Source organism: Arthrobacter sp. P4_F11 (genome assembly GCF_056401395.1).
In genome coordinates, this window is the sequence record NZ_JBFUJK010000011.1 from 1 (window position 1) to 20,019 (window position 20,019).

At 64.9% G+C, this 20,019-nt stretch carries 15 protein-coding genes and 1 other annotated feature; of the genes, 3 read left to right on the forward strand and 12 right to left on the reverse strand.

Annotation, left to right across the window (positions count from 1 at the left end; genetic code table 11):
• Nucleotides 1-311, forward strand: a 311-nt coding sequence (locus AC1DRO_RS13165; protein ID WP_476951136.1) for a M28 family peptidase, incomplete at its 5' end; no start/stop codon positions are given.
• A gap of 215 nt (nucleotides 312-526) precedes the next feature.
• Nucleotides 527-640, reverse strand: a sequence feature (AL1L pseudoknot).
• On the opposite strand, the gene AC1DRO_RS13170 is transcribed toward AC1DRO_RS13165, so the two are convergent.
• From AC1DRO_RS13170 to AC1DRO_RS13215, 10 genes are all read right to left on the reverse strand, one after another.
• Nucleotides 601-918, reverse strand: coding sequence for a transposase (locus AC1DRO_RS13170; protein ID WP_476951137.1), 318 nt, complete (start codon nucleotides 916-918; stop codon nucleotides 601-603). (Overlaps the previous feature by 40 nt.)
• Before the next feature lie 33 nt (nucleotides 919-951).
• Nucleotides 952-2,076 (reverse strand): LuxE/PaaK family acyltransferase, encoded by a 1,125-nt coding sequence (locus tag AC1DRO_RS13175; protein ID WP_476951138.1) that lies wholly within the window; start codon nucleotides 2,074-2,076, stop codon nucleotides 952-954.
• 52 nt (nucleotides 2,077-2,128) lie between these two features.
• Complete coding sequence (gene sbnB, locus AC1DRO_RS13180) at nucleotides 2,129-3,196, reverse strand: 2,3-diaminopropionate biosynthesis protein SbnB (protein ID WP_476951139.1); 1,068 nt, start codon at nucleotides 3,194-3,196, stop codon at nucleotides 2,129-2,131.
• Nucleotides 3,193-4,200 (reverse strand): TauD/TfdA family dioxygenase, encoded by a 1,008-nt coding sequence (locus AC1DRO_RS13185; protein WP_476951140.1) that lies wholly within the window; start codon nucleotides 4,198-4,200, stop codon nucleotides 3,193-3,195. The genes sbnB and AC1DRO_RS13185 overlap by 4 nt, the downstream gene beginning before the upstream one ends.
• Entirely contained in the window at nucleotides 4,200-6,812 is a 2,613-nt protein-coding gene (locus tag AC1DRO_RS13190; RefSeq protein ID WP_476951141.1) for a non-ribosomal peptide synthetase, read from the reverse strand. Before AC1DRO_RS13190 ends, AC1DRO_RS13185 begins: the two co-directional genes overlap by 1 nt.
• Nucleotides 6,809-9,907, reverse strand: a complete 3,099-nt coding sequence (locus AC1DRO_RS13195; protein WP_476951142.1) for a Pls/PosA family non-ribosomal peptide synthetase — start codon at nucleotides 9,905-9,907, stop codon at nucleotides 6,809-6,811. The genes AC1DRO_RS13190 and AC1DRO_RS13195 overlap by 4 nt, the downstream gene beginning before the upstream one ends.
• 2 nt (nucleotides 9,908-9,909) lie before the next feature.
• Nucleotides 9,910-10,986 (reverse strand): 2,3-diaminopropionate biosynthesis protein SbnA, encoded by a 1,077-nt coding sequence (gene sbnA / locus AC1DRO_RS13200; protein ID WP_476951143.1) that lies wholly within the window; start codon nucleotides 10,984-10,986, stop codon nucleotides 9,910-9,912.
• Between the two features lie 1,445 nt (nucleotides 10,987-12,431).
• Nucleotides 12,432-12,569 (reverse strand): hypothetical protein, encoded by a 138-nt coding sequence (locus AC1DRO_RS13205; RefSeq protein ID WP_476951144.1) that lies wholly within the window; start codon nucleotides 12,567-12,569, stop codon nucleotides 12,432-12,434.
• 82 nt (nucleotides 12,570-12,651) lie between these two features.
• Nucleotides 12,652-12,807, reverse strand: coding sequence for a hypothetical protein (locus AC1DRO_RS13210; protein WP_476951145.1), 156 nt, complete (start codon nucleotides 12,805-12,807; stop codon nucleotides 12,652-12,654).
• Between the two features lie 8 nt (nucleotides 12,808-12,815).
• Nucleotides 12,816-13,139, reverse strand: a complete 324-nt coding sequence (locus AC1DRO_RS13215) for an IS110 family transposase (RefSeq protein WP_476951146.1) — start codon at nucleotides 13,137-13,139, stop codon at nucleotides 12,816-12,818.
• 232 nt (nucleotides 13,140-13,371) lie between these two features.
• On the opposite strand from AC1DRO_RS13215, the gene AC1DRO_RS13220 reads away from it, so the two are divergent.
• Nucleotides 13,372-13,746, forward strand: a complete 375-nt coding sequence (locus tag AC1DRO_RS13220) for a hypothetical protein (RefSeq protein WP_476951147.1) — start codon at nucleotides 13,372-13,374, stop codon at nucleotides 13,744-13,746.
• Between the two features lie 385 nt (nucleotides 13,747-14,131).
• Nucleotides 14,132-14,851 carry a hypothetical protein gene (locus tag AC1DRO_RS13225; RefSeq protein WP_476951148.1) on the forward strand — a complete coding sequence of 240 codons (720 nt, stop codon included), beginning with the start codon at nucleotides 14,132-14,134 and terminating at the stop codon, nucleotides 14,849-14,851.
• A 316-nt stretch (nucleotides 14,852-15,167) separates the two neighbouring features.
• Here the strand turns inward: AC1DRO_RS13225 and AC1DRO_RS13230 are convergent, their stop codons facing one another.
• Nucleotides 15,168-18,335, reverse strand: a complete 3,168-nt coding sequence (locus AC1DRO_RS13230; protein ID WP_476951149.1) for an efflux RND transporter permease subunit — start codon at nucleotides 18,333-18,335, stop codon at nucleotides 15,168-15,170.
• A 118-nt stretch (nucleotides 18,336-18,453) separates the two neighbouring features.
• Nucleotides 18,454-19,956 (reverse strand): malate:quinone oxidoreductase, encoded by a 1,503-nt coding sequence (locus AC1DRO_RS13235; protein WP_243181306.1) that lies wholly within the window; start codon nucleotides 19,954-19,956, stop codon nucleotides 18,454-18,456.
• Nucleotides 19,957-20,019: the final 63 nt, after the last annotated feature.

Sequence of the window (20,019 nt, forward strand, 5' to 3'; positions counted from 1 at the left end):
AGGAGGTCTTTTTCCGGTTCTTCGAAAGCAACTCGCTGCCGGCGGAAACAACGCCCTTTGTCGACGGCGACTCCGATTACGAACCGTTCCTCATGGCCGGCATTCCCGGCGGCGGGCTGTTCACCGGCGATGAGAAGTCAAAGACCAAAGCCCAGGTGCAGGCCTACGGCGGGGTGGCCGGCAAGGACCTCGATCCCTGCTACCACGAGGCCTGCGACACGATCGCCAACACCAACCCGGAACTGCTCAAGGAAATGGCCGGCGCCCTGGCCTACGCCACCGCCACATACGCCCTGGCCCCACGCGGCTGACATCCAGCTCCAGAAGAACGGTTACAGCACCACGCCGCTTCGGCAGATTGCCCGAGGGCGCTGTGCGTTGATGCGGATCCTGGACTACTTTATTCGGACTACTTGATTCGGTGCCCGCCGTTGTTGCGCGTGGATGCTCTCGATCTTTCCCCCAGCTCCCGGTCGCTGACTACTCTGGCGGACTCCGGCCGGGAACGGCGGGCGTAGTACGTGCTCGGGCCGATCTGCAGCGTCTTGCAGATCGGCTCGATCCCGTGTTCATCGCGGTGCTTGTCCACGAAGGCGCACATCACCCCGACGGGCGGTCGAGCTCCGCCGCGAAGAAAGCCGAGGCCTGCTTCAGGATCGTGTTCGCCCGGCGCAGCTCACGGACTTCACGCTCGAGTTCTGTGATCCGGTCCGAGTCCACCGTCGTCGTTCCCGGACGCAGGCCCTCGTCGGTCTCGGCCCGGCCCACCCAGGTCCGCAGTGCCTCGGGATTCACCCCTAGCTGCTCGCCGATCCGGCGGAACGCACCGGTCCTGGTCTCAGGGTCTTTCCTTGCATCAATGGCCATCCGCGTTGCGCGCTCACGCAGCTCATTTGGGTACTTCCGTTGTGCTGGCATGGGAATCATCCTTCCGGGTAATCGATGTCTCCATCAAACCCGGTGCGATTCAGTAGTGCCCGAACCGAGGTAGCGCTCGATGCTGACTGGGCAGTGGCCAAGCCCGCCGCCCTGCCCCCGGCGGCGGAAGTTGATGACCTGGCCGGTTCTGCCGCACCCGCAGGTGCCGGTCTCGACGTCGCCCATGTCGTCGGTGAGGAGGAAACCGGGGTAGCTGGTGCTGAGGGCATCCAGTACGGCGATGGTGCCGGTCTCCCCCGGGGCGATCTCCTTGGCGCTTTGGCCAGGGTCCCGGATGGAGATGTAGCACCACGGCGGAACGTGCTTGCGATGCAGGTGGCATTCGACAGCGAGCATGTTCGACTCGATCATCCCGTACATGTCGCGCACGTTCACCGCACGCACGCCGAGCAAGTCGTGGCACCGTTCCCGAAAACTCTCATTAGGGATGGCCTCGGCTGTGTGCCGCTTCCAGCCCCCGAGAGTGATGATCATGCTGAACGGGTCCAAGCGCACACTGATATTCTCCCGCTCAAGGAACCGGAAGAGCCGGCCGATGAGGAACGGCGGACTGACGATGTGGCGTGTCATATGTCCCTCCCACCGGGACAGGTGCTCCAGGGCCTCCCCGGCGTCGAACGCCTGGTCGGCAACGAGATATGCGTGGTGGTCGAAGACGCTGTTCAGGATGTTTAAGTCCTTGAGCAGTCCCATCTCCGAGGCTTCCGGGTCCGACGGGTTCAAGAAAAGTCCCGCGCCCCCGGACAGGCTGAAGAACTCCCGGTAGGTGCCGAGCAGGGCGACCAGCGCCAGGGTCATTGTCTCGCTGTTGCGGGGGATGACGGAAGGGACACCGCGGGTTCCGCTGGAGCGGGTTTCGGTCTCGACGTCGGCCAGGGAGCAAGTAAGCAGCACCTTGGCGTCGGGACGCTTGAACATGCCGACCGGCAACAGTGGCAGGGATTGCAGGTCGTTGATGTCCTTGATCGTGGCGGGGTCGACTCCCAGGGCGTCACACTGGGCGCGGTAGAAGCCATTTGCGGCCTGGTGGTAGATCGCGGCGTCCCGCAGGACGTCGGTGACCGACCGGGCCCAGTCCTCAGGGGACTGGACGTAGGCCTTGGACACATTCCCCAGCATCTGCGGTAGGGAGAGCATTGCGTCACTCCTCGGTGAGTGCGAATCGCTGAATGCGGTTTGCGCCGCAGGGTCAGCCGTACCGACGCAACTCGGAAAAGAAATCCTCGACGACCCGGAGCTGGCCACTGCCGGCAAGTTCGTCGTAGACGTACTTGCCGACTGCAAGGTCGAGCACGCCCAGTCCGAACGGCGAGAACACAATAGGGCGGTCGTCCGTCAGCGAGACCCTGCCTTCCATGACGTCGGCCAAGGTGCCGTCCACGAAGTCCCTGTTGCAGACCTTCTGCTCCGCGAGGTGGGCCGACGTCCCGGCTTTCAGGCAGTGGTCGACGTCGTCGAGGATGTTGGTGGACGCCAGCAGGATCTCAGGGGCCAGATCGCGCAGGGACACGTGCAGCACCAGCGGCTTGTGCGCGAACCACGTCGTATCGTGCACGTGCGGCTGGCCCGCCACCGTGGCGAACACGACGAGGTCGCTGCTTCTGATCAGCTGCTCGGGGCCGTCGTGCACTGTCACGCGGGCACCTGTACCGCTGCGCTCGAGATAGCCCTTGAAACCCTCCTCACTCTCACCCGAGAGGTCGAACACCCCGATCTCGTCGAAGGACCAGTCGGTGGCCTCCAGGAAGGTGTGGATGTAGCGGGCAATGAGGCCAACGCCCAAGAACCCTATGCGCCGGGGACGCCCGCGTCCCCGGCTGAGCCAGTCGGCAGCAGCGGCGGCAGATGCAGCGGTCCTGGAGGCGCTGATGATGGAGCCCTCCATGCAAGCCAAGGGGTACCCCGTTGCCTGGTCGTTGAGGATCAACACCGCAGAGGCGCGCGGAATTCCCGATGCCACATTGTCCGGGAAGCTGGAGACCCATTTGATGCCGTCAACCTCTACTTGTCCGCCGACCGAGGCCGGCAGGGCGATGATGCGCGAGGTAGGCCGGTCCGGGAAGCGCAGGAAGTAAGACGGGGGGTTCACCGAATCTCCGGCTGCATGCACGCGGTAGGTCTGCTCGACCAGCTCGATGACCTTCTTTTCCCGTCCCTGAAGCACCTGCTGCACCTGGGTCCCTGAGATGACCGCGAAGGGCGGCACCGTCTTCGGCTCTGCGGCCGCTGCGGCAGGAGAACTGGCAAGCTCTGTCATCGTGCACCGTCCTGGTTGTGGTTGTCGAGATCGAAAATGTTGCGCGGCTCGGCCATGCCGACAAGAATCTCCCGAGGCCCCTCATAGGCCTCGCGGCTATGCGCCATGCGGATGTTGTCGACCAGCATGAGGTCCCCCGTCTCCCAGGGGGTGCGGAGGGTGTGGGCCTCATAGACCTCGTTCAGGAGGGCAATGATTTCCTCACCGATCGGCTCTCCGTTGCCGAAGCGGGTGTTGAACGGCAGCCCATCAGGACCGTAGACGTCCACCAGGTATTCCCGCACCTCGGGCGCGGTCGTCCATTCGCTCAGGAACGCAACCTGGTTGAACCAACAGCGATGGCCAGTCGCCGGGTGCCGAACCACGGCAGGGCGCCGTTGCCGGGTGCGCAGCTCCCCATCGGGCTGCCACTCGAGCTCGATCTCGTGCGCCCGGCAGTAGCTCTCGACATCCGCGCGGTCTGAGACCCCGAACGCCTCCTCATAGGAGGCACCGATGTCCCCGTTGTAGCTGCGGGCGAGCAGCCACCCCTGGCTTTCGAACCGACGGACGATGTCCGGCGGCAGGGCATCGAGCACGGCACTGGCGTCCGCCACACCGGTCACGCCACCGACACTGGGTGCCTGAAGGCAGGCGAAGAGCATCAGGCCGGGGAACTCGAGCGCGTAGCTGAGCTCGTGGTGCATGCACATCGGCTGGTTCGCGGGCCACGCCAGGGATGAGTACACGCCGTCCAAGTAGGGCTGCCTGGCGGCGAAAGCCTCCCGGTCCGGCATGAGGCCGCCTGAAACCAGCCGTTGGAAGGTATCGGCCACTTCGGCTGGATCACGGAGGCCCAGACCGCGGACCAGGACGGCGCCGTGCTCATCCACCGCCGCACGCAGCGCCTCTCGGTTCTCTTCGGCCCACAGCACGGGGTCGTGGCCGTTCTCGACGATGAGCATCGGCACCCGGCCGGCTTGGCGTTCCACGTCGAACTGGATCCTGGGTGTAGGAGACGACATCAGGGGTCCTTTCGTTTCATGGGTAGCGGGTGGGAGAGGCCAACCGGTCCTCCTGCCGGGGCCATGGAGTCGGGCTCCGCGACGGCTCCCGCCGTCCGCGGGTCCGGCGGAACGGCTGTGTCCGCGGGGGACGAGGCTTCGAGCAGGGTCGCCAGGTCTGCCAGGATGGGCGTCTGCATGATGTCCTTGATCGACACTGCGCGCTTGAGCAGTACCGCGAGCTTCACCGCGGACAGCGAGGTCCCGCCCAGTGCAAAGAACGAGTCCTGCCCGCCGATCCGGCCCATCGGCAGGCCGAGCACCGTCGCCCATGCCTCCGCAAGCCGCTGCTCGGCCGCCGAGAGGGCTTCCGTGGCGGTGCCGGCCTCGGGAATGACCTCGCGCGCCATGCGGGTCAAAGCCTTCCGGTCGATCTTCCCGTTGCCGGTCAGGGGCAGGCTCTCCTGCCACCTGTACGTCGAAGGAACCATGTAGCCCGGTACCCGGGCAGCCATCTCGCTGCGGATTTCGTCGACCTCGAGCGGCCGGTTGCCGGAGTAGAACGCCACCAGGAACTTGGACTGCCCGGCGCCCTCACCGACGACGACGGCGCCGTCGCGGACGGCGGGAACCCGCATCAGCGCGTTTTCGATGTCGCCGATCTCGATGCGGAACCCGGAGATCTTGACTTGGTTGTCCCGCCGCCCCAGGTACTCCAGCTTGCCGTCCGGGGACCAACGGCCGTAGTCGCCGGCCCGATAGAGTCGCGCGCCGTCCACGTAGGGGTCGGTGGAGTAGGCCTGCGCGGTGCGCTCCGGGTCGTTGATATAGCCGCGGCCCACGCACACTCCGGAGAAGGCGATCTCGCCCGGTGCTCCAAGCGGCACAAGGCGCTGCCGCTCGTCGAGGATGTGGATCCGGACGTTCGGGATTGGCGGGCCAAGTGGCACGGAGCCGCCCGGTGGCGCTGCACTCAACACTTCGTGGTTCGTGTCGTCGGAGGTTTCCGTCAGCCCGTAGGCGTTGACCAGCTTGACGTCCGGCATCACGTCGAACCAGCGGCGGACCAGCTCGCGCTTTAGAGCCTCCCCTGTGGCTGAGACGCAGCGGAGGTGCGGCAAGGCGCGAGGCCTGCCGCCCAGGTACGCCACCACGGCGTCCAGATACGACGGAACGACTTGGAAGACCGCCACCGCGCCCCGTTCCACCGTGTCGATGAACCGCTCGACGTCGAGGATCCGGTCCTGCCCGACGATGAGTGTGCGGCCGCCGACGAGCAGCGCCGAGACCAGTTGCCACAGCGAGATGTCGAAGCACTGGGGTGCGGTCTGGGCGACGACGTCCCCGGGGCGGATCCCCAGGTCCTCGATCTTGGCGTACAGGTGGTTCACCATGCCGTCGTGCTCGCACATCGCGCCTTTCGGCTCGCCAGTGGACCCGGAGGTGAAATAGACGTAAGCGAGCTGATCGGGACGAATCTCCATGCCGAGGTCGTCGGCGGGATGCCCCTCGGCCTCGATGTCCTCGAACAAGAGCTTCGTCACTGCAGGCATTCCTTCCAGTGCCTCATCGAGGGTGGTGGTGCTGCCGCCTTCGGTGAGCACCACCCGGGCCCCGGCCCGCGTGAGCGTTCTGGCGATTCGGTCGGCCGGGAAGTGCGGCTCGATCGGCAGATATGCGCCTCCGGCTTTGAGGATGCCGATCACAGCGGCCATCCACTCCAGATCCCTTTCGGCGACGACTGCCACGATGTCCTCCGCGCGCAGCCCGCGCGAGAGCAGACCACGGGCTATCCGGTTGGCGCGGGCGTTTAGCTCCGCGTACGTCCACTCCCGCGCGTCCTGAACGGCCGCGATTCGTTCGGGACGCTGCCGAACGCGCTCCTCGAACAGCTCGTGGAAGCGCCTCTGGGGCCGGGGCCGCTCGGGCCCGGCGAGCTGCTCAAGCTGGAAGCGCCGCTCCTCCTGGCCGACTAGGTCGGTGTCCAAGGGATCCACCCCCGGGTCCGCTACTACGCCACGGAGCGCGGCGATGTAGTAGCCGGCGATGCGGCGGGCGGCATCAGCGTCGAGAACATCCCCGCGGTACTTCAGGCGAAGCACCTCGCCGATGGCCGCGTGTCCGACCGAAATACCGAGCACGATGCCCTCCGGCAGCTCGGAATCGTCGTCCCTAAGACCGCCGAACACCACTTCGTAGCCAGGGGCGGCCGGCTCGTGACTAGCCTGCCCGGGGGTGGACTGCTCCGTACGGGCCCGGATTTGGCGGCCGTTCGCATCGGAGACGAGGGCTCGCCAGGACCGGTGCGCCAGATCCAGGGTGCACTGCCAAGTCCCGAACGCGTCCTTGCAACCGGTCGTGACCTCTGTTTCGCCGGACAACGCATGGAGCACTCTCGAGTGTGCCGCCAGCCAGATCGAGGATGGAGCCACCTGCAGGCTCTGGGCCAGCGTCCGCACGGCCTCGCACAGGTCCTGTGGCACAGCCACTTCGATTCGGCCCTGACCCGGCTGGCGCTTCTGCGTCCACCTGGGAATCGCCGTCAGCGCGGCACCCGCGGGCGCGGTTCGGTCTTTGCCCGGGCCCGACGAGCCGCCGGCGGTGCGGCAGGTCAACGCAGAGGTGGTGGTCATGATAAGGGCCTTTCCAGCGCGAGGGGGGACGTGGCGGCGTCCCGGGCCTCTTCGGCCGGGTTACCGGCCCACAGGGATCCGCGGGTGAGAGTGGTCCCCTTCATGACGAAGGAGTCGGCGCCGACGACCGCGCCGTCTTCGACGGTCACGCCGTAGTGGACGAAGGCGGAGACGCCGAGGGTGACATCGTCGCCAACAACGATGCGGTCCGACTTGAACATGCCGTCTTCCTGGGAATGGGATTGGAGGGTGGTGCCGGCGTTCAAGGCGCAACGGGAACCGACTGTGACCAAGGTCCGCTCGATGATGCCGCAGCCGTCGTCGAAGACCCGGCTTCCGATCCGTACGCCGAGCAAACGCCAGACCAGCGGCTTGAACGGCGTCCCGTTGAGGAGGCTTGCGTATCGGCTCTGCAGCGACATCTTCCAGTACTGCTCGTGCCACCAGAAATAGGGGTTGTAGATGGAGCAGAGCTGGGGCTGAAGCGGTTTCAGTCCCCTCCCGAGATGCTCGATGCCGATGGGGACCAACAAGCCAACCACGAGCGTCAGGACAAAGGCCGCGCTGAGGGCAAGGAAACTGAACTGAGTGGACAAATCGAGGGCGGCGAACATAATGATCATGGCCAGTGAGATGTTGAGCCACCGCACCAGCATCAAGAGGGCCATCGTGCGCAGGTTGTACCTGTTCTTGGCTGCCAGGCCCCGACGGAAGTGCGCACGTCTTGAATACTCCTCGGGCAGGGCGTCCCGGAGGACCGAGCGGGGGATCTCGAACGGCGGTGACCCGAGCAGACCTACGTCGTGGCGCAACGGTCCGTCGATGGGGACCATCACCTTGGTCGCGAGCAGGCAGTTGTCCCCGGTCCTGGCCCCGGCAGGGAAGAGCACGGCGTTGCCCAGGAAGTTGTGTGCGCCGATCCCCGCCCGGCTGACCTTGAACGACGTCGCCGAGAAATCGGTGTTCATAAACGACACCCCGTCGGCGATCATCGTGCCGCTGCCTATCGTCGAAAGGAACGGGCTGTCGTGTTTGAACCCCGTGCCCAGGTTCGAGCCGGTCTGCTGGACCTGCGGCTGCTTGTACCCGATGGCCCGCACGTAGTTCACGACGTACGAGCTGTCGCCGAACAATCCCGTCAGCATGGGCCTGTTGGTCATTCTCGACACCGCCCGCTCCGCCGCGTGCCGCAGGCCGAACAGCGGATACACCGTGTCCGGCTTGACGGCGAGTTGAACCACCCGCGGGACGGTGGTGACGATGAGCAACGATACGACCGTGCCACCGAAGACAGCAAGAGCGGCATAGGCAATGGCGTCGGCGTAGAAGACCCAGTCGGTGAACGCGAACGTCTGCGTCTCCATGAGTGCCGCCACGTTGGGGTTCGCCAGGACGACCAACACGACAGCCTGGCCTAGCAGAATACGGCCAAGGCCAATCATGCTGATCAGCTGGGAGGTGGCGAACCATCCCCGGCGCCAGGGCGAGTAGGGCCTGGCCTCGACTCCGCCATAATCCACCTCAGTGCGCCTGCCGGGCGACCCGTGCCACCGTTCGCCGGCGGGCACGGACTGGCCGGTGTACAGGGTGGACCGGTGGCCCAACTGCGACCCATCTCCCAATGCGGTGCCGATATCCAAAACGCTCCCCTCGCCGACGATTACGTCCCGGCCCAGCGTCAGCGCGCCCAGCTGGATGACGCCGCCGTGGGCGCGGTAGCCGTTCAAAACCGCGTCCTTGCGGATGACCGTCCCTTCCCCGATCGTGAGGAGGTCGGTGCAGACCGGCAGGCGGTTGGTCATGATCGTCACGTTGCGGCCCACCTTGGCGCCCATGGCCCGCAGGTAGAAGGTGGTCAGCGGAGACCCCCTCAGTAACACCAGCGGGGAAGTTCGCATCAGGGTCTTTACCAGCCAGAACCGGAAATAGGCCAAGCTCCACAGTCGGATTTCGCCGGGGCGGAAACGCCCAAGGATGATCCACTTTGCCGCCACGGGAAGGATGCACATCAGCACGAACACTGCCGCGGTATAGGCGGTCGACCGGAGGTAGATCTCCCAGAGTTCTGTCCCGCCAGCTTCCGGGTACACCCACTGGTACCAAGCGACCGTGAGCAGTCCGGCGATCACGCAGTAGCCGAGGTAGACGAGTACCTGCAGGGCGCCGCAGGTGACGTACTCCCAGGTGCGGGCGTCCATGGGCGCCGGAGCCGCCGGCACCGAAGCCACGGCCGGTGAGGGCTCCTGCAAGCGGTCCTGCTGCGGGGGAACCTGCAGGGCCGCGGCGAGGGCAGAGACGCTCGGGTTACCGTAGACATCCTTCATCGAGACCATCGGTAGGTCCGGCTGCTTACGCATGCGGGCGCAGAACTTCGCCATGACCAGCGAGTCCGCGCCCAGGTCCTGGAAGAAGTCGGCGTCCATCGGGACTTGCTGCATGCCGAGTACGTCGGCGAGCACCTCGGCCAGCCGCTCCTGCACCTGAACCGTCGCCGACGCCTCCTCCGCCGGTGCCAGGGCCGCGGCCAGCGCGGAGATTGTTGGGTTCTGGTAGATGTCCTTGATGGACACGGCAGGCAGGTCCGGCTGCTTGCGCACGCGGGCGCAGAACTGCGCCATGACCAGCGAATCCGCGCCCAGGTCCTGGAAGAAATCGGCCTCCACTGGCACATGCTCAATGTCCAGCACGCCGGACAGCACCTCTGCCAACCGGTCCTGCACCTGGATCTGAACCGTCACCGACGCCACTTCCGCCGGTGCCAGAGCCGCGGCCAGAGCCGAGATCGTTGGATTCTGGTAGATGTCCTTGATCGACACCGCTGGCAAGTCCGGCTGCTTGCGCACGCGGGCGCAGAACTGTGCCATCAGCAACGAATCCGCGCCCAGGTCGTAGAAGAAGTTGGCGTCCACGGGGACGTCGTCCTTCTTTACCACCGACGCCAGAAGATCCGCCAGCCGGCGCTCCAAGGCAACGGCCGTACCCGTGGCCGGAGCGGCCGGAGAGCCGTTCCCGGCCGGAGCCGCGGTTGCATCGGGAATGGGGACACCGATGAGAGATGTGGAACGCGGAGCGCCCTGCAGGTTATCGAGACGCATTTTCACTGCAGGAAATTCCCTAAGGCGGCGGTTGCGGCGTAACCGGCCACTGCTTCACGTGCCGGGTGCTGTGGCTCCGACACCGGGTCGGACCGTCGGCCCGGAGCCCCTGCCAAATCGTCGGCGGTTGCCAGCGCTTCGGCGCCGAAATGATCGTGCACCCAGTCAGGGTTGTAGACAGTGTCCAGGTAGGGCCGGCCCATGTCCGGGGAAATGGCAACCGCCGTCAGGTCCTGGGCGTCGTGTTCGGTGAGCCAAGACGCGGCGCCGTGGACCACGGTCCCGGTGGAGCCACCGAGCGTGAAGCCGGCAGCGGCGAGGCGGTGGCAGGCGCGCACCGTGTCCAGTTCGTCGACCATCACCACGTCATCGATAAAGGCCTCGTCGAGCTGCGGCGGCCGCACGCTCATGCCGAGTCCCGGGATCAGGCGGGCGGCGGGCTGGCCGCCGAACGAGACCGATCCTGCGGCATCGACCGCGACAATCCGGACATCCGGCCGGTGCTCACGGAAGTACCGCGCGCAACCCATCAAGGTCCCCGTTGTCCCTGCTCCCACGAACAGCACGTCCAGGTCGGGGAACTGGTTGGAGATCTCGGGGGCAGTCCAGCGGTAGTGCGCTCCCCAATTGCCGGAATTGGTGTACTGGTTGAGCCAGATGTACCGCTCGTCGGAAGCACACAGGTCCCGCACGTGGTTGAGCCGGGCTCCGAGGAAGCCGTCGACGGGATCCGGTTCGGTGACCAGGTCCACCTGTGCCCCGAGCGACTCCATGAGTTGCCGGGTTGGCGGGTTACAGCGCGGATCGATCACACACACGAAGCGGTACCCCTTGCTGGCAGCGATCATGCTGAGCGCGACGCCGAGGTTGCCCGATGAGGACTCCACGAGGATGGAGCCAGGGCCGATCAACCCCTCCCGTTCGGCGCGCTCGACCATCTCCCGCGCGGGCTTAAGCTTGATTGAGCCGGCGAAATTGAACCCCTCAATCTTCAGAAAGAGGCGGAAGCCCAGCACCCCCTCCAGGTCGACGAACAGGCTCTGCTCGTTAAACAGGTGCGGATCCCTGATAATCGGCATGATCTCCCTCGTTCCCTGACATGAGCGTGGTCAGGGATGGGGGAGGCTCCTGCCAGCTTGTGTGTGACGGGTGGCGGACATCTTCGTCCGGACCCTTCTACTTTTCAAGAAATGCCGCGCAGAGCGGCACAAGCGGAATTCTGCGGCCGCCGCTATTTCCTCCAGCAGCAATACCTGGCTTCCCCACCGCGGATACTCCGAGATGCTGTTGAGGCTTCAAACCTCTCTTTCGACAGTAGCCAAGTTTCGTGGCCAACCGCAATGACTTCGAGCACCTGTATCCAACCCCCCGAGTACCTGTATCCAAGCCCCCGAGTACCTGCTTCCCCGCACTCGCGGCCCCGATGATAGCTAGCGTAGGCGCCCGCTCCTCGTCCTCAGATGGCGAACCTCCCAGTCTGCCGCCCGCCTTCTCAGTGAGCCCTACCAGCGCTAAACCGGGAGAAGCAGTGACGGTTACATCTTGAACTGATGCCCTGGAGGGGGCGGGGGAGTTCAACCCTGGAATTTCTCGGCATCATCATCAATGTAACCAGCTCACCCCTGACCGGTGAGCACAATTTCCAGATCGGTGAGCTGGAATCCGAATATGGAACAGACGTCCGTGTTCCGCATTTGCCGCTTAGAACCGCGATGCAGGACTCAATAAGCAGCAAATCCCCCTTAGAAAATGAACAGTAGGGGAGCGGTGGTCCTAACCGAGAAGTTCGTCTGCCGCTGACACTACGCGTTCTGAATTACGCCAGGCCGACGTGAACCCTGTGGCCGCTGCCAGGGGACCAGGGCCGGGTCGCCCCAGGGAGCAAGAAAAGGATGGTGCCCTTCTCATCGAAAATTGAAATCGCGCTCCGTGACGAACTGGACTCCTGCATAGGGCCACGTTATTCAGCGAGACAGGTAACCCGGCGTTCCGACCCCAGTCCACAAACTACCCAGTGGGCACATACCTTGCCGCCATCAAAGTGATGCGGACATGGGCCACTGAACTGTCCTCCGCCGAGCGCACCATGGGTGCTGACGAGATAGAAAGGTGGGCGTTCGGTGCCGGGGAGGGATGGCGGAAGCGCCAGGTACCTTAGAGTCCTTTCGGCGCAAACAAATGCGCTGACATGCGCTCATGCTCCTAGCGCGTTAGACCCTTCTGAGCCTGTTTGGCAGTCCCAGGCACGCCGTTTGTCTTGCGCGCCTGCCGTCGGCGGAGTCGCCTGGTTCCGGTCTGCGATGAGTCGGGCCTCCACGGCTTCCCTGTCTCCAACATGGTCGAGGCTCTTTGCGAGGGCTTCCCGACGTTCTGCTTAATCGTAAGTCGCAGCAGCTTCGTCAGTTAGCTGTTCGGGCCGGGTGTTGTCGGCATCGACGCTTTCCCGCTGGGCTACGTCGGCGCGTTCGGCTTCCGTGAGAAGCTGTGAAGCTTGAATATTTTCCGCCGCAACTGCTGTCCGTTCTTACTGAACATGGGTCTTTGCACGTGCCGCTTCATTGAGTGCAGCCGCACCGTCCGCACCTGTCCCCAGGGCGTCGACGTCGATCCCGTAGCGTTGCTGTACCTGCTCGCGGATGCCGTCGGCCGCAGAGCGCGCCATGGGGTCATGGCCCTTCCACTCCGTGGCGGTTTGGTGGACGCGGACGATGTCTTCTGCTTTGGCACAGATGCTCCTATAGTTGTCAACCCGCGATAATGCCGGTCCCCGACACAGGTTTGAGCAGGTGGTAGACCTCGCGAATGACATAGCGCTTGAGGCATCGGATGATGTCTCGTTTGGATTTCCCTTCGGCAGTTCTGCGGGATACGTAGGCGATGGTGGGTTCGTGGAATTTCATGCGCACGATCACTGTGCGGATTTCCCGGCGAGCCTGCGCATGCGCCGGTCTGGGCGGTTCACTTCGACCACCTTGTGTCCTTGTCTGCGGATGAACGAGGTTAGTCCTGCGCCGTAGGAGCCGGTGCCTTCGATGCCGAACGCGATGATTGTCGCGAACGAAGCAGCCCAGCCTAGGAGCTGGCGGAAGCCGGGGGAATCGGTCGTCACTTTCAGGGTGTCGACGATTCCGCCGACCGGGTCCATGACCGCGGCGACATGGACGTGTTTGTGGGTGTCGATCCCGATGACGACATGCCCTGAGCGGCTGGGTGTAAGGGGTTCTGGTGCCATGGTGCTTGGTGCCTCCTGCCGGATAACGTGGATATCACGCTGTCGCCGGCCGGGTGGACAGGACTGTCATGGGGACGCTGTCGAATGCTGGCTCAGGCTCCTATCAGGTCACGCCCGATCCGGCGGCAGTGCTTGTAGCACCGTCATCCATAAGAACTCCTTCTTCCTCTGCTACCGGGCACGCCCGGGCGTCCTTGAACAAGGTCCGGTTACCTTTGGCAGGAACGTTCTGGTGTCGGAGAAGAATACCTTCGACATCGGCACCGCGATGGGGGATGATAGCCAGTTGGGGCATGCCTCGGCCCTTCAGACATCGCAGGCGGTACCGGACGGTCAAAGCTGGCATGGTTCCCCCGCCGAACGCACCACCACCGACTACCGGCGGGTTCCCGCGGCGAACTGCGGCACGCGCCGGCGGGTCATCTTCAGCCTGCTCCAGCTGTTCAACCGCCTGGTCCTCGTCCTACCCGTCGGCGTCCTGGGGCTGGCCACCCTGCTGCCGTCGTACCTGGACACCGGACACCTGCAGCTGGGCGCCGCCGGGTTCTTTGTGGAAACAGCGGCCGTGACGATGCTCATGTTCATTGCCGGGCTGATCGGGGGCTGATCTTTGTCCTCACCGTTCCGCGGCTGCTGAACCTCGTCCTTGCAACCGACAAGGTCTATCCGCTGTACGGCGTGCACTATTCACTGCAGCGGATGATGGCGGGGATTTCCAACGCAGGCATCTACAAAAACCTCTTCGGTGACAGCTCCTACATTGTGCACTACCTGCAAGCCCTGGGCTATGACCTGGGCAAGGTGGTGCAAACCGGATCGAACTTCGGTCCGTCCGTGGGCCACGAGTCGCCGTTCCTGAGCACCGTAGGAACGGGGACCTTGGCCTCGGACGGTCTGAACATGATGAACGCCGACTTCACCAACACCTCATCCGGCTCTCACGTGTCAGCGTTGCCAGCCGCAACTTCCTGGGCAACGACATCACGTTCCCGATGGACGCCAAGGTCGGGGAGAACTGCCTGCTGGCTACGAAGGTGATGATTCCGATAGACGGCCCGATCCGCAGGGATGTGGGGCTGCTGGGGTCGCCGGCCTTTGAGATTCCGCGGTCCGTTCAGCGTGATGCACAGTTTGACGAACTCAAGATCGCGGACGAAATGACACGGCGCCTTCCGGCCAAGAACCGCCACAACATTGTGAGTATGGTGCTGTTCCTAGCCGAACGCTGGTTCCTGTTGTTTGTTGCCACACTCGCCGGTGCCGTCGCCGTTACAGCCCACAGTTTCAGCGGTGTACTGGCCGTTGCCGGAGCCATGTTCGGCTTGATCGTGCTCCGCGTATTGTTTGGCTCCCTGGTGGAGCGCTCTGTCATGGGCTTCCGCCGCCTGAAGCCGCAATACTGCTCCATCTATGACACCTACTTCTGGCGGCATGAACGTCTCTGGAAGCTGCTGGCCGTAGGAGCCTACAACGGAACCCCGTTCAAACCCATCATCTGGAGGATATTGGGCGTCAAGGTGGGCAAACGGCTCTACGACGCCGGCCTGAACATGCCGGAAAAAACCCTCGTCACGATCGGCGATGACTGCACGATCAACGAGGGAACACATGTCCAGGGCCACTCCATGGAAGATGGCACTTTCAAGTCCGACTACATCGTGATTGGCAATCGCTGTTCCCTTGGCGTGGATAGCTGGGTCAACTACGGGTGAACATGCAGGATGGTTCGTCCCTCGGTCCCGACGCTCTTCTGATGAAGGGCGAGGACGTCCCGGAAAATGCCACATATTCCGGGAATCCGGCACGCGAAGTGATGAACCCCGCCGCGCGCGCAATCCTTTCGACCCCGGCGTCCCGCGGACCCCGCCACAGGAACGTTGTCGCGGTGGCCGGTGGCCGCCCGAAGCTCGCAAAGGGCGCCCAAGGAGCCCCGGCAACCCGTGCTGCAGCCAACGCAGCCGACGGGACGCACCGGGCATCGCGGGACAAGGCATCACGAGACAAGGCAGGGACGCCGGGTTCTGGTTCCTAGTGCGAACTGGTTGGCAGGGGAGCGTCTTCGGGGAAGTCCTCGGTCACGGACGGCGCGGAATGGCGTCCACGGCGCAGCGGCTTCTGGAGTGCCCTGCGCTCGCGCCGGCCTTCCACGAGCCGGTACAGCACCGGGACCAGGATGAGTGTGAGGGCGGTGGAGGACACCAAGCCGCCGATCACCACGATCGCCAGGGGCTGGGAGATGAATCCGCCGCCGCCGGTCAGTCCCAGCGCCATCGGTGTCAGGGCGAACACCGTGGCGAGCGCCGTCATGAGGATGGGGCGGAGGCGCTGGCGGGCGCCGTGCATGATCGCGTCCGCCACGTTCATCCCTGGTTCACCGTTGCGCGGCTGGCGGTACTGGTTGATGAGGTCGATCAGCACAATCGCGTTGGTCACCACGATGCCCACGAGCATCAACATCCCGATCAGCGAGGGCAGGCCCAACGGCACACCGGTGACCACGAGCAGGGCGATTGCGCCTGTCGCGGCGAAAGGGACGGAGACCAGCAGGATCAGCGGCTGCACGAGCGACTTGAACGCAGCCACCATGATCACGTAGACGATCGCGATGGCGGCCAGCAGCGCGAGTCCGAGCTGGCGGAACGAATCGGCCTGCTGCGTCGTGGCACCGCCGATCGTGGCGGTCACCCCGGGCGGCAGCTGGACTGACTTGAGCCGGTTCTGCACCTCGGTGCTGACCGCGCCGAGGTTGGAGCCCGACGGCGTCACCGAGACCCGCGCGGTGCGCTGGCCGTTGCTGGCGGTGATGGAGACGGGGACGTCGACCTGCTCCACCGAGGCGATACTGCCAAGCGCAACGGCGCCGGCCGCCGTCGGGAGCGGCATGTCCCGGACGGCCTCGATGCTCGTGAAGCGGGTGCCCTCGCCAATCCGGACCGGGAAGTCGTTGGTGTCGATGCGGATCGTCCCGGCCGGAATCGGGCTGATCGTGGCGGCCAGGACCCCGGCCACGCGCTCCTCGTTCAGACCGGCCGCGACGGCCTTGGCGCGGTCCACCTTGACCTGGACCACCGGCTGGCTGGCGGCCAGGTTGGTGGCCACCTCGCTGCTGCCCGGAACACCGTCCATGGCCTTGACCATCGCGTCACTGGCCTTCTGGAGATCGGCGGTGGTGGCGGCCTTAAGGGTGATGTCCACGGTTGACGAAGTGCCGAAGCCGCCCTGCTGGGAACCGACCGTGATCTTTCCTGCGTCGCCGAGCTTGGAGAGTTCGCTGCGGACGGTCTCCTGGAGCTTGCCCTGGTTGGTCTTCTCGTCCGTCACCACGGTGAACGTCGAATTCGACGCGCCGGAGGAGAGCAGGGCCGAGAAACCGGTCTGGGCGTTGCCCGTGGTGGCCTGGACGTCCTTGATTCCGTCGATGCCCCGCAGGGTGTCCTCGACGCGGATCGCAGAAGCGCTGGCCTCGTCAAGGCTGGTCCCTGCCGGCAGGGCCTGCTTGACGGTCATGCTGTTCTCGCCGGAGCGGCCCAGGAGGTCGGTGGCGAGCAGCGGGGACATCGCCACGGTGCCGGCAAGCACCAGGGCCGCGGCGACCAAGGTGAGGACCGGGTGCCGCTGCGTGCCGGACAGGACAGGCAGGTAGCCGCGCTGCAGGAGCGTGCTCTGCTCGGCCTCGTGCGCCTTGGTGGCGATGCAAGCGGCAGAAGCCGGAGAGCCGGTGACGGCGGGTGTGCGCAGGAACCAGTAGGCCAGAACCGGCACGATGGTCAGTGAGACCAGCAGCGAGGAGAGCAGGGCTATGGTCACTGTCAGGGCGAACGGACGGAACAGCGCACCGGCGAGGTCGCCGACGAAGGCGATGGGCAGGAAGACGGCCACGGTAGTCAGGGTGGACGCCGTGATGGCGCCGGCAACTTCGCGGATGGCGGTCCCGATCGCGGTGATCTTGTCCTCGCCGTAGCTCAGGTGCCGTTTGATGTTTTCGATGACCACGATCGAGTCGTCCACGACGCGGCCGATCGCGATGGTGAGCGCGCCAAGGGTGAGGATGTTGAGCGAGTAGCCGGTGCCCGAGAGGCCAATGAATGTGATCAGCAGGGACAGCGGGATGGACACAGCCGTCACCAGGGTGGCGCGCACGGACATCAGGAACACGAGGATCACGAGGACGGCGAAGCCCAGTCCCAGCAGGCCCTCGGTGGTGAGGTCCTTGATGGACTTCTCGATGAACGGCGCCTGGTCGAAGACCGGGGTGAATTTGGCGTTGGAGCCAAGCTCGGCCTCAAGCTGCGGGATGGCGTCTTTGACCGCGTGGGAGATCGCGACGGTGTCGCCCTCGGGCTTCTTGGTCACGGACAGGGCGAGGGTTTCCTTGCCGTTGGTCCGCGTAATTGACGTGCGCGCGTCCTCGACCAGGCTGACGTCCGCAACGCTGCCGATCGTCGTCGCATCGCGGGCCGCGCCCAGGGGGAGGGCCTTGATGGCGTCGAGGGAGTCCACCGGGCTGCCGATCTGCAGCGAGAGGGTCTTGCCCTGTTCCTCGATGGTGCCCGCCGGGACCAATGCACCGTTGTTCTTCAGTGCGTCGCTGATGGCCTGGAGGCTCGCGCCCGATGCCGCCAGGTCCCGGGGCCGTGGCAGGATCTGGATGTGCTGCGTGGCGCCGCCGGTCACGTCGGCGCCGCGCACGCCGTCGAGCTTCTGCAGCCTGGGGACGCTGAGCCGGGCGAGATCGGCGTTGAGTTCACTGAGCGGTTTGTCCGAGGACACGGCCAGGAAGACGATCGGGAAGTCGCTGATGCTCCCGGCGATCGCCTGCGGCTGCACGTCCTTCGGCAGGGCCTGCTTGGCGTTGGAGATGGCGCGGTCGATCTGGTTCCGGGCACGGTCCAGGTTGGAGCCGTAGGTGAACGCCAGGGAAATCTGCGAGACGCCGTTCCGGGACGTTGACGACGTGGACTCCAGCCCCTCGACGCTGTTCAGCGCCTTTTCCAACGGGGCACTGATCTGCTTGTCCACGACTTCCGGCGACGCACCGGGCATCGAGGAGATCACGGTGATCTGAGGGAACTCGATGGAGGGGATGAGCTCCTGTTTCAGCGAGGACATCGTGATCACGCCGAAAACGCAGGCGAACACCGTGATCAGCGCGATCAGGGCCCGGTTGGCGAGAGACAGCTTTGCGAGCCGGAACATCTCATGGTCTCCTGGTGGGTCGGGGGCGTCCTGCACAACGGGACATCAAAAACGGGGACGTCACGGGTTGCAGCGGTCCCAAACCAGCAGTGTAAACCAGCCGCGGCCGGGCGCCGGCTTAGTTGCTGGCGGTGACCTGTTCGAGTTGCAGCGTCTTGGCCGTCTCGGCCTCCAGCTTGGCGGCGAGCTCAGGGTTGTCGTTGAGCTTGACGCCGTAGCCGGGCATCATGTCCTTGAGCTTGGACTGCCAGCCCTTGAAGTTCTTCGGGAAGGACTTCTGGAGCAGCTCGATCATGATCGGCACGGCGGTGGACGCGCCCGGGGATGCGCCAAGCAGGGCGCCGATGGTGCCGTCGCGTCCGGCGATGACCTCGGTGCCGAACTGCAGCACGCCGCCCTTCTTCGGGTCCTTCTTGATGATCTGGACCCGCTGGCCGGCGGTGATGAGCTCCCAGTCGCCGTCCTTGGCCTCGGGGTAGTACTCCCGCAGGGCCTCGACCTTGTCGCCGTGACGCTTGGCGACTTCCTTGATCAGGTAGGCGGTGAGGTCCATGTTGTCCTTGGCCACGGCCAGCATCGGGATGATGTTGGAGGGGCGGATGGACAGCGGCAGGTCCAGGTAGGAGCCGCTTTTGAGGAAGTTCGTGGAGAAGCCGGCGTACGGGCCGAACAGCAGGGAGCGCTTGCCGTTGACGTAACGGGTGTCCAGGTGCGGTACGGACATGGGCGGGGCGCCGACAGACGCCTGGCCGTAGACCTTCGCACTGTGCCGGGCAGCGATGCTCTCGTCGGTGCAGCGGAAGAACTGGCCGGAGACCGGGAAACCGCCAAACCCCTTGCCTTCCGGGATGCCGGAGGCCTGCAGCAGGTGCAGGGCCCCGCCGCCGGCTCCGACGAACACGAACTTCGCGTGGATGGAGCCGTGCTCGCCGCTCCTGGCGTGCTTCAGCGACAGGTCCCAGCCGCCGCCGGACGCGCGCTTGATGTCGCTGACGTTGTGGCCGTAGTTGATCTCCACGCCGTTGTTGCCCAGGTAGGTGGTCAGCTCGCGGGTCAGGGCGCCGAAGTCGACGTCGGTGCCCTCGGCGGCGCGGGTTGCCGCGACGCGCTGCTTGGGGTCGCGGCCCTTGACGATCAGCGGGGCCCACTTGGCGATCTGCGCGTGGTCCTCGGAATACTCCATCGAACGGAACAGCGGGTTCGGCTTGAGTGCCTCGTAGCGGGTGCGGAGGAACTTGGTGTGGTCCTCGCCGATCACGAAGCTCATGTGCGGAACGGTGTTGATGAAGCCCTTGGGGGAGCCGATCAGCGAGTTCGAGACGAGGTGGGACCAGAACTGGCGGGACAGCTGGAACTGCTCGTTGATGTTCAGGGCCTTGCCGGGGTCCACCGAGCCGTCTTTGGCCGCGGGGGAGTAATTAAGCTCACACAGGGCGGCGTGTCCGGTGCCGGCATTGTTCCACGGGTCGGAGCTTTCCAGCCCGGGCTCGTCCAGACGCTCAAAGAGCGAGATGGTCCAGTTCGGCTCAAGCTGCTTGATGAAGGCGCCGAGCGTGGCGCTCATGATGCCGCCGCCAATCAGGACGACGTCGGCGTGTTGGGTCTTGGAAATGAAAGTCACAATCAGTCTCCGATAGCAGCGGCTCTGGCTGTCACAGAATATCCCGCACCGCCCACTAACTGA

Excerpts from the sequence above, each read along its gene's own strand:
- AC1DRO_RS13170 (WP_476951137.1), bottom strand. The coding sequence starts at position 918 with ATGCCAGCACAACGGAAGTACCCAAATGAGCTGCGTGAGCGCGCAACG.
- AC1DRO_RS13175 (WP_476951138.1), bottom strand. The coding sequence starts at position 2,076 with ATGCTCTCCCTACCGCAGATGCTGGGGAATGTGTCCAAGGCCTACGTC.
- sbnB (WP_476951139.1), bottom strand. The coding sequence starts at position 3,196 with ATGACAGAGCTTGCCAGTTCTCCTGCCGCAGCGGCCGCAGAGCCGAAG.
- AC1DRO_RS13185 (WP_476951140.1), bottom strand. The coding sequence starts at position 4,200 with ATGTCGTCTCCTACACCCAGGATCCAGTTCGACGTGGAACGCCAAGCC.
- AC1DRO_RS13190 (WP_476951141.1), bottom strand. The coding sequence starts at position 6,812 with ATGACCACCACCTCTGCGTTGACCTGCCGCACCGCCGGCGGCTCGTCG.
- AC1DRO_RS13195 (WP_476951142.1), bottom strand. The coding sequence starts at position 9,907 with ATGCGTCTCGATAACCTGCAGGGCGCTCCGCGTTCCACATCTCTCATC.
- sbnA (WP_476951143.1), bottom strand. The coding sequence starts at position 10,986 with ATGCCGATTATCAGGGATCCGCACCTGTTTAACGAGCAGAGCCTGTTC.
- AC1DRO_RS13205 (WP_476951144.1), bottom strand. The coding sequence starts at position 12,569 with ATGGCGCGCTCTGCGGCCGACGGCATCCGCGAGCAGGTACAGCAACGC.
- AC1DRO_RS13210 (WP_476951145.1), bottom strand. The coding sequence starts at position 12,807 with ATGAAATTCCACGAACCCACCATCGCCTACGTATCCCGCAGAACTGCC.
- AC1DRO_RS13215 (WP_476951146.1), bottom strand. The coding sequence starts at position 13,139 with ATGGCACCAGAACCCCTTACACCCAGCCGCTCAGGGCATGTCGTCATC.
- AC1DRO_RS13225 (WP_476951148.1), top strand. The coding sequence starts at position 14,132 with ATGGACGCCAAGGTCGGGGAGAACTGCCTGCTGGCTACGAAGGTGATG.
- AC1DRO_RS13230 (WP_476951149.1), bottom strand. The coding sequence starts at position 18,335 with ATGTTCCGGCTCGCAAAGCTGTCTCTCGCCAACCGGGCCCTGATCGCG.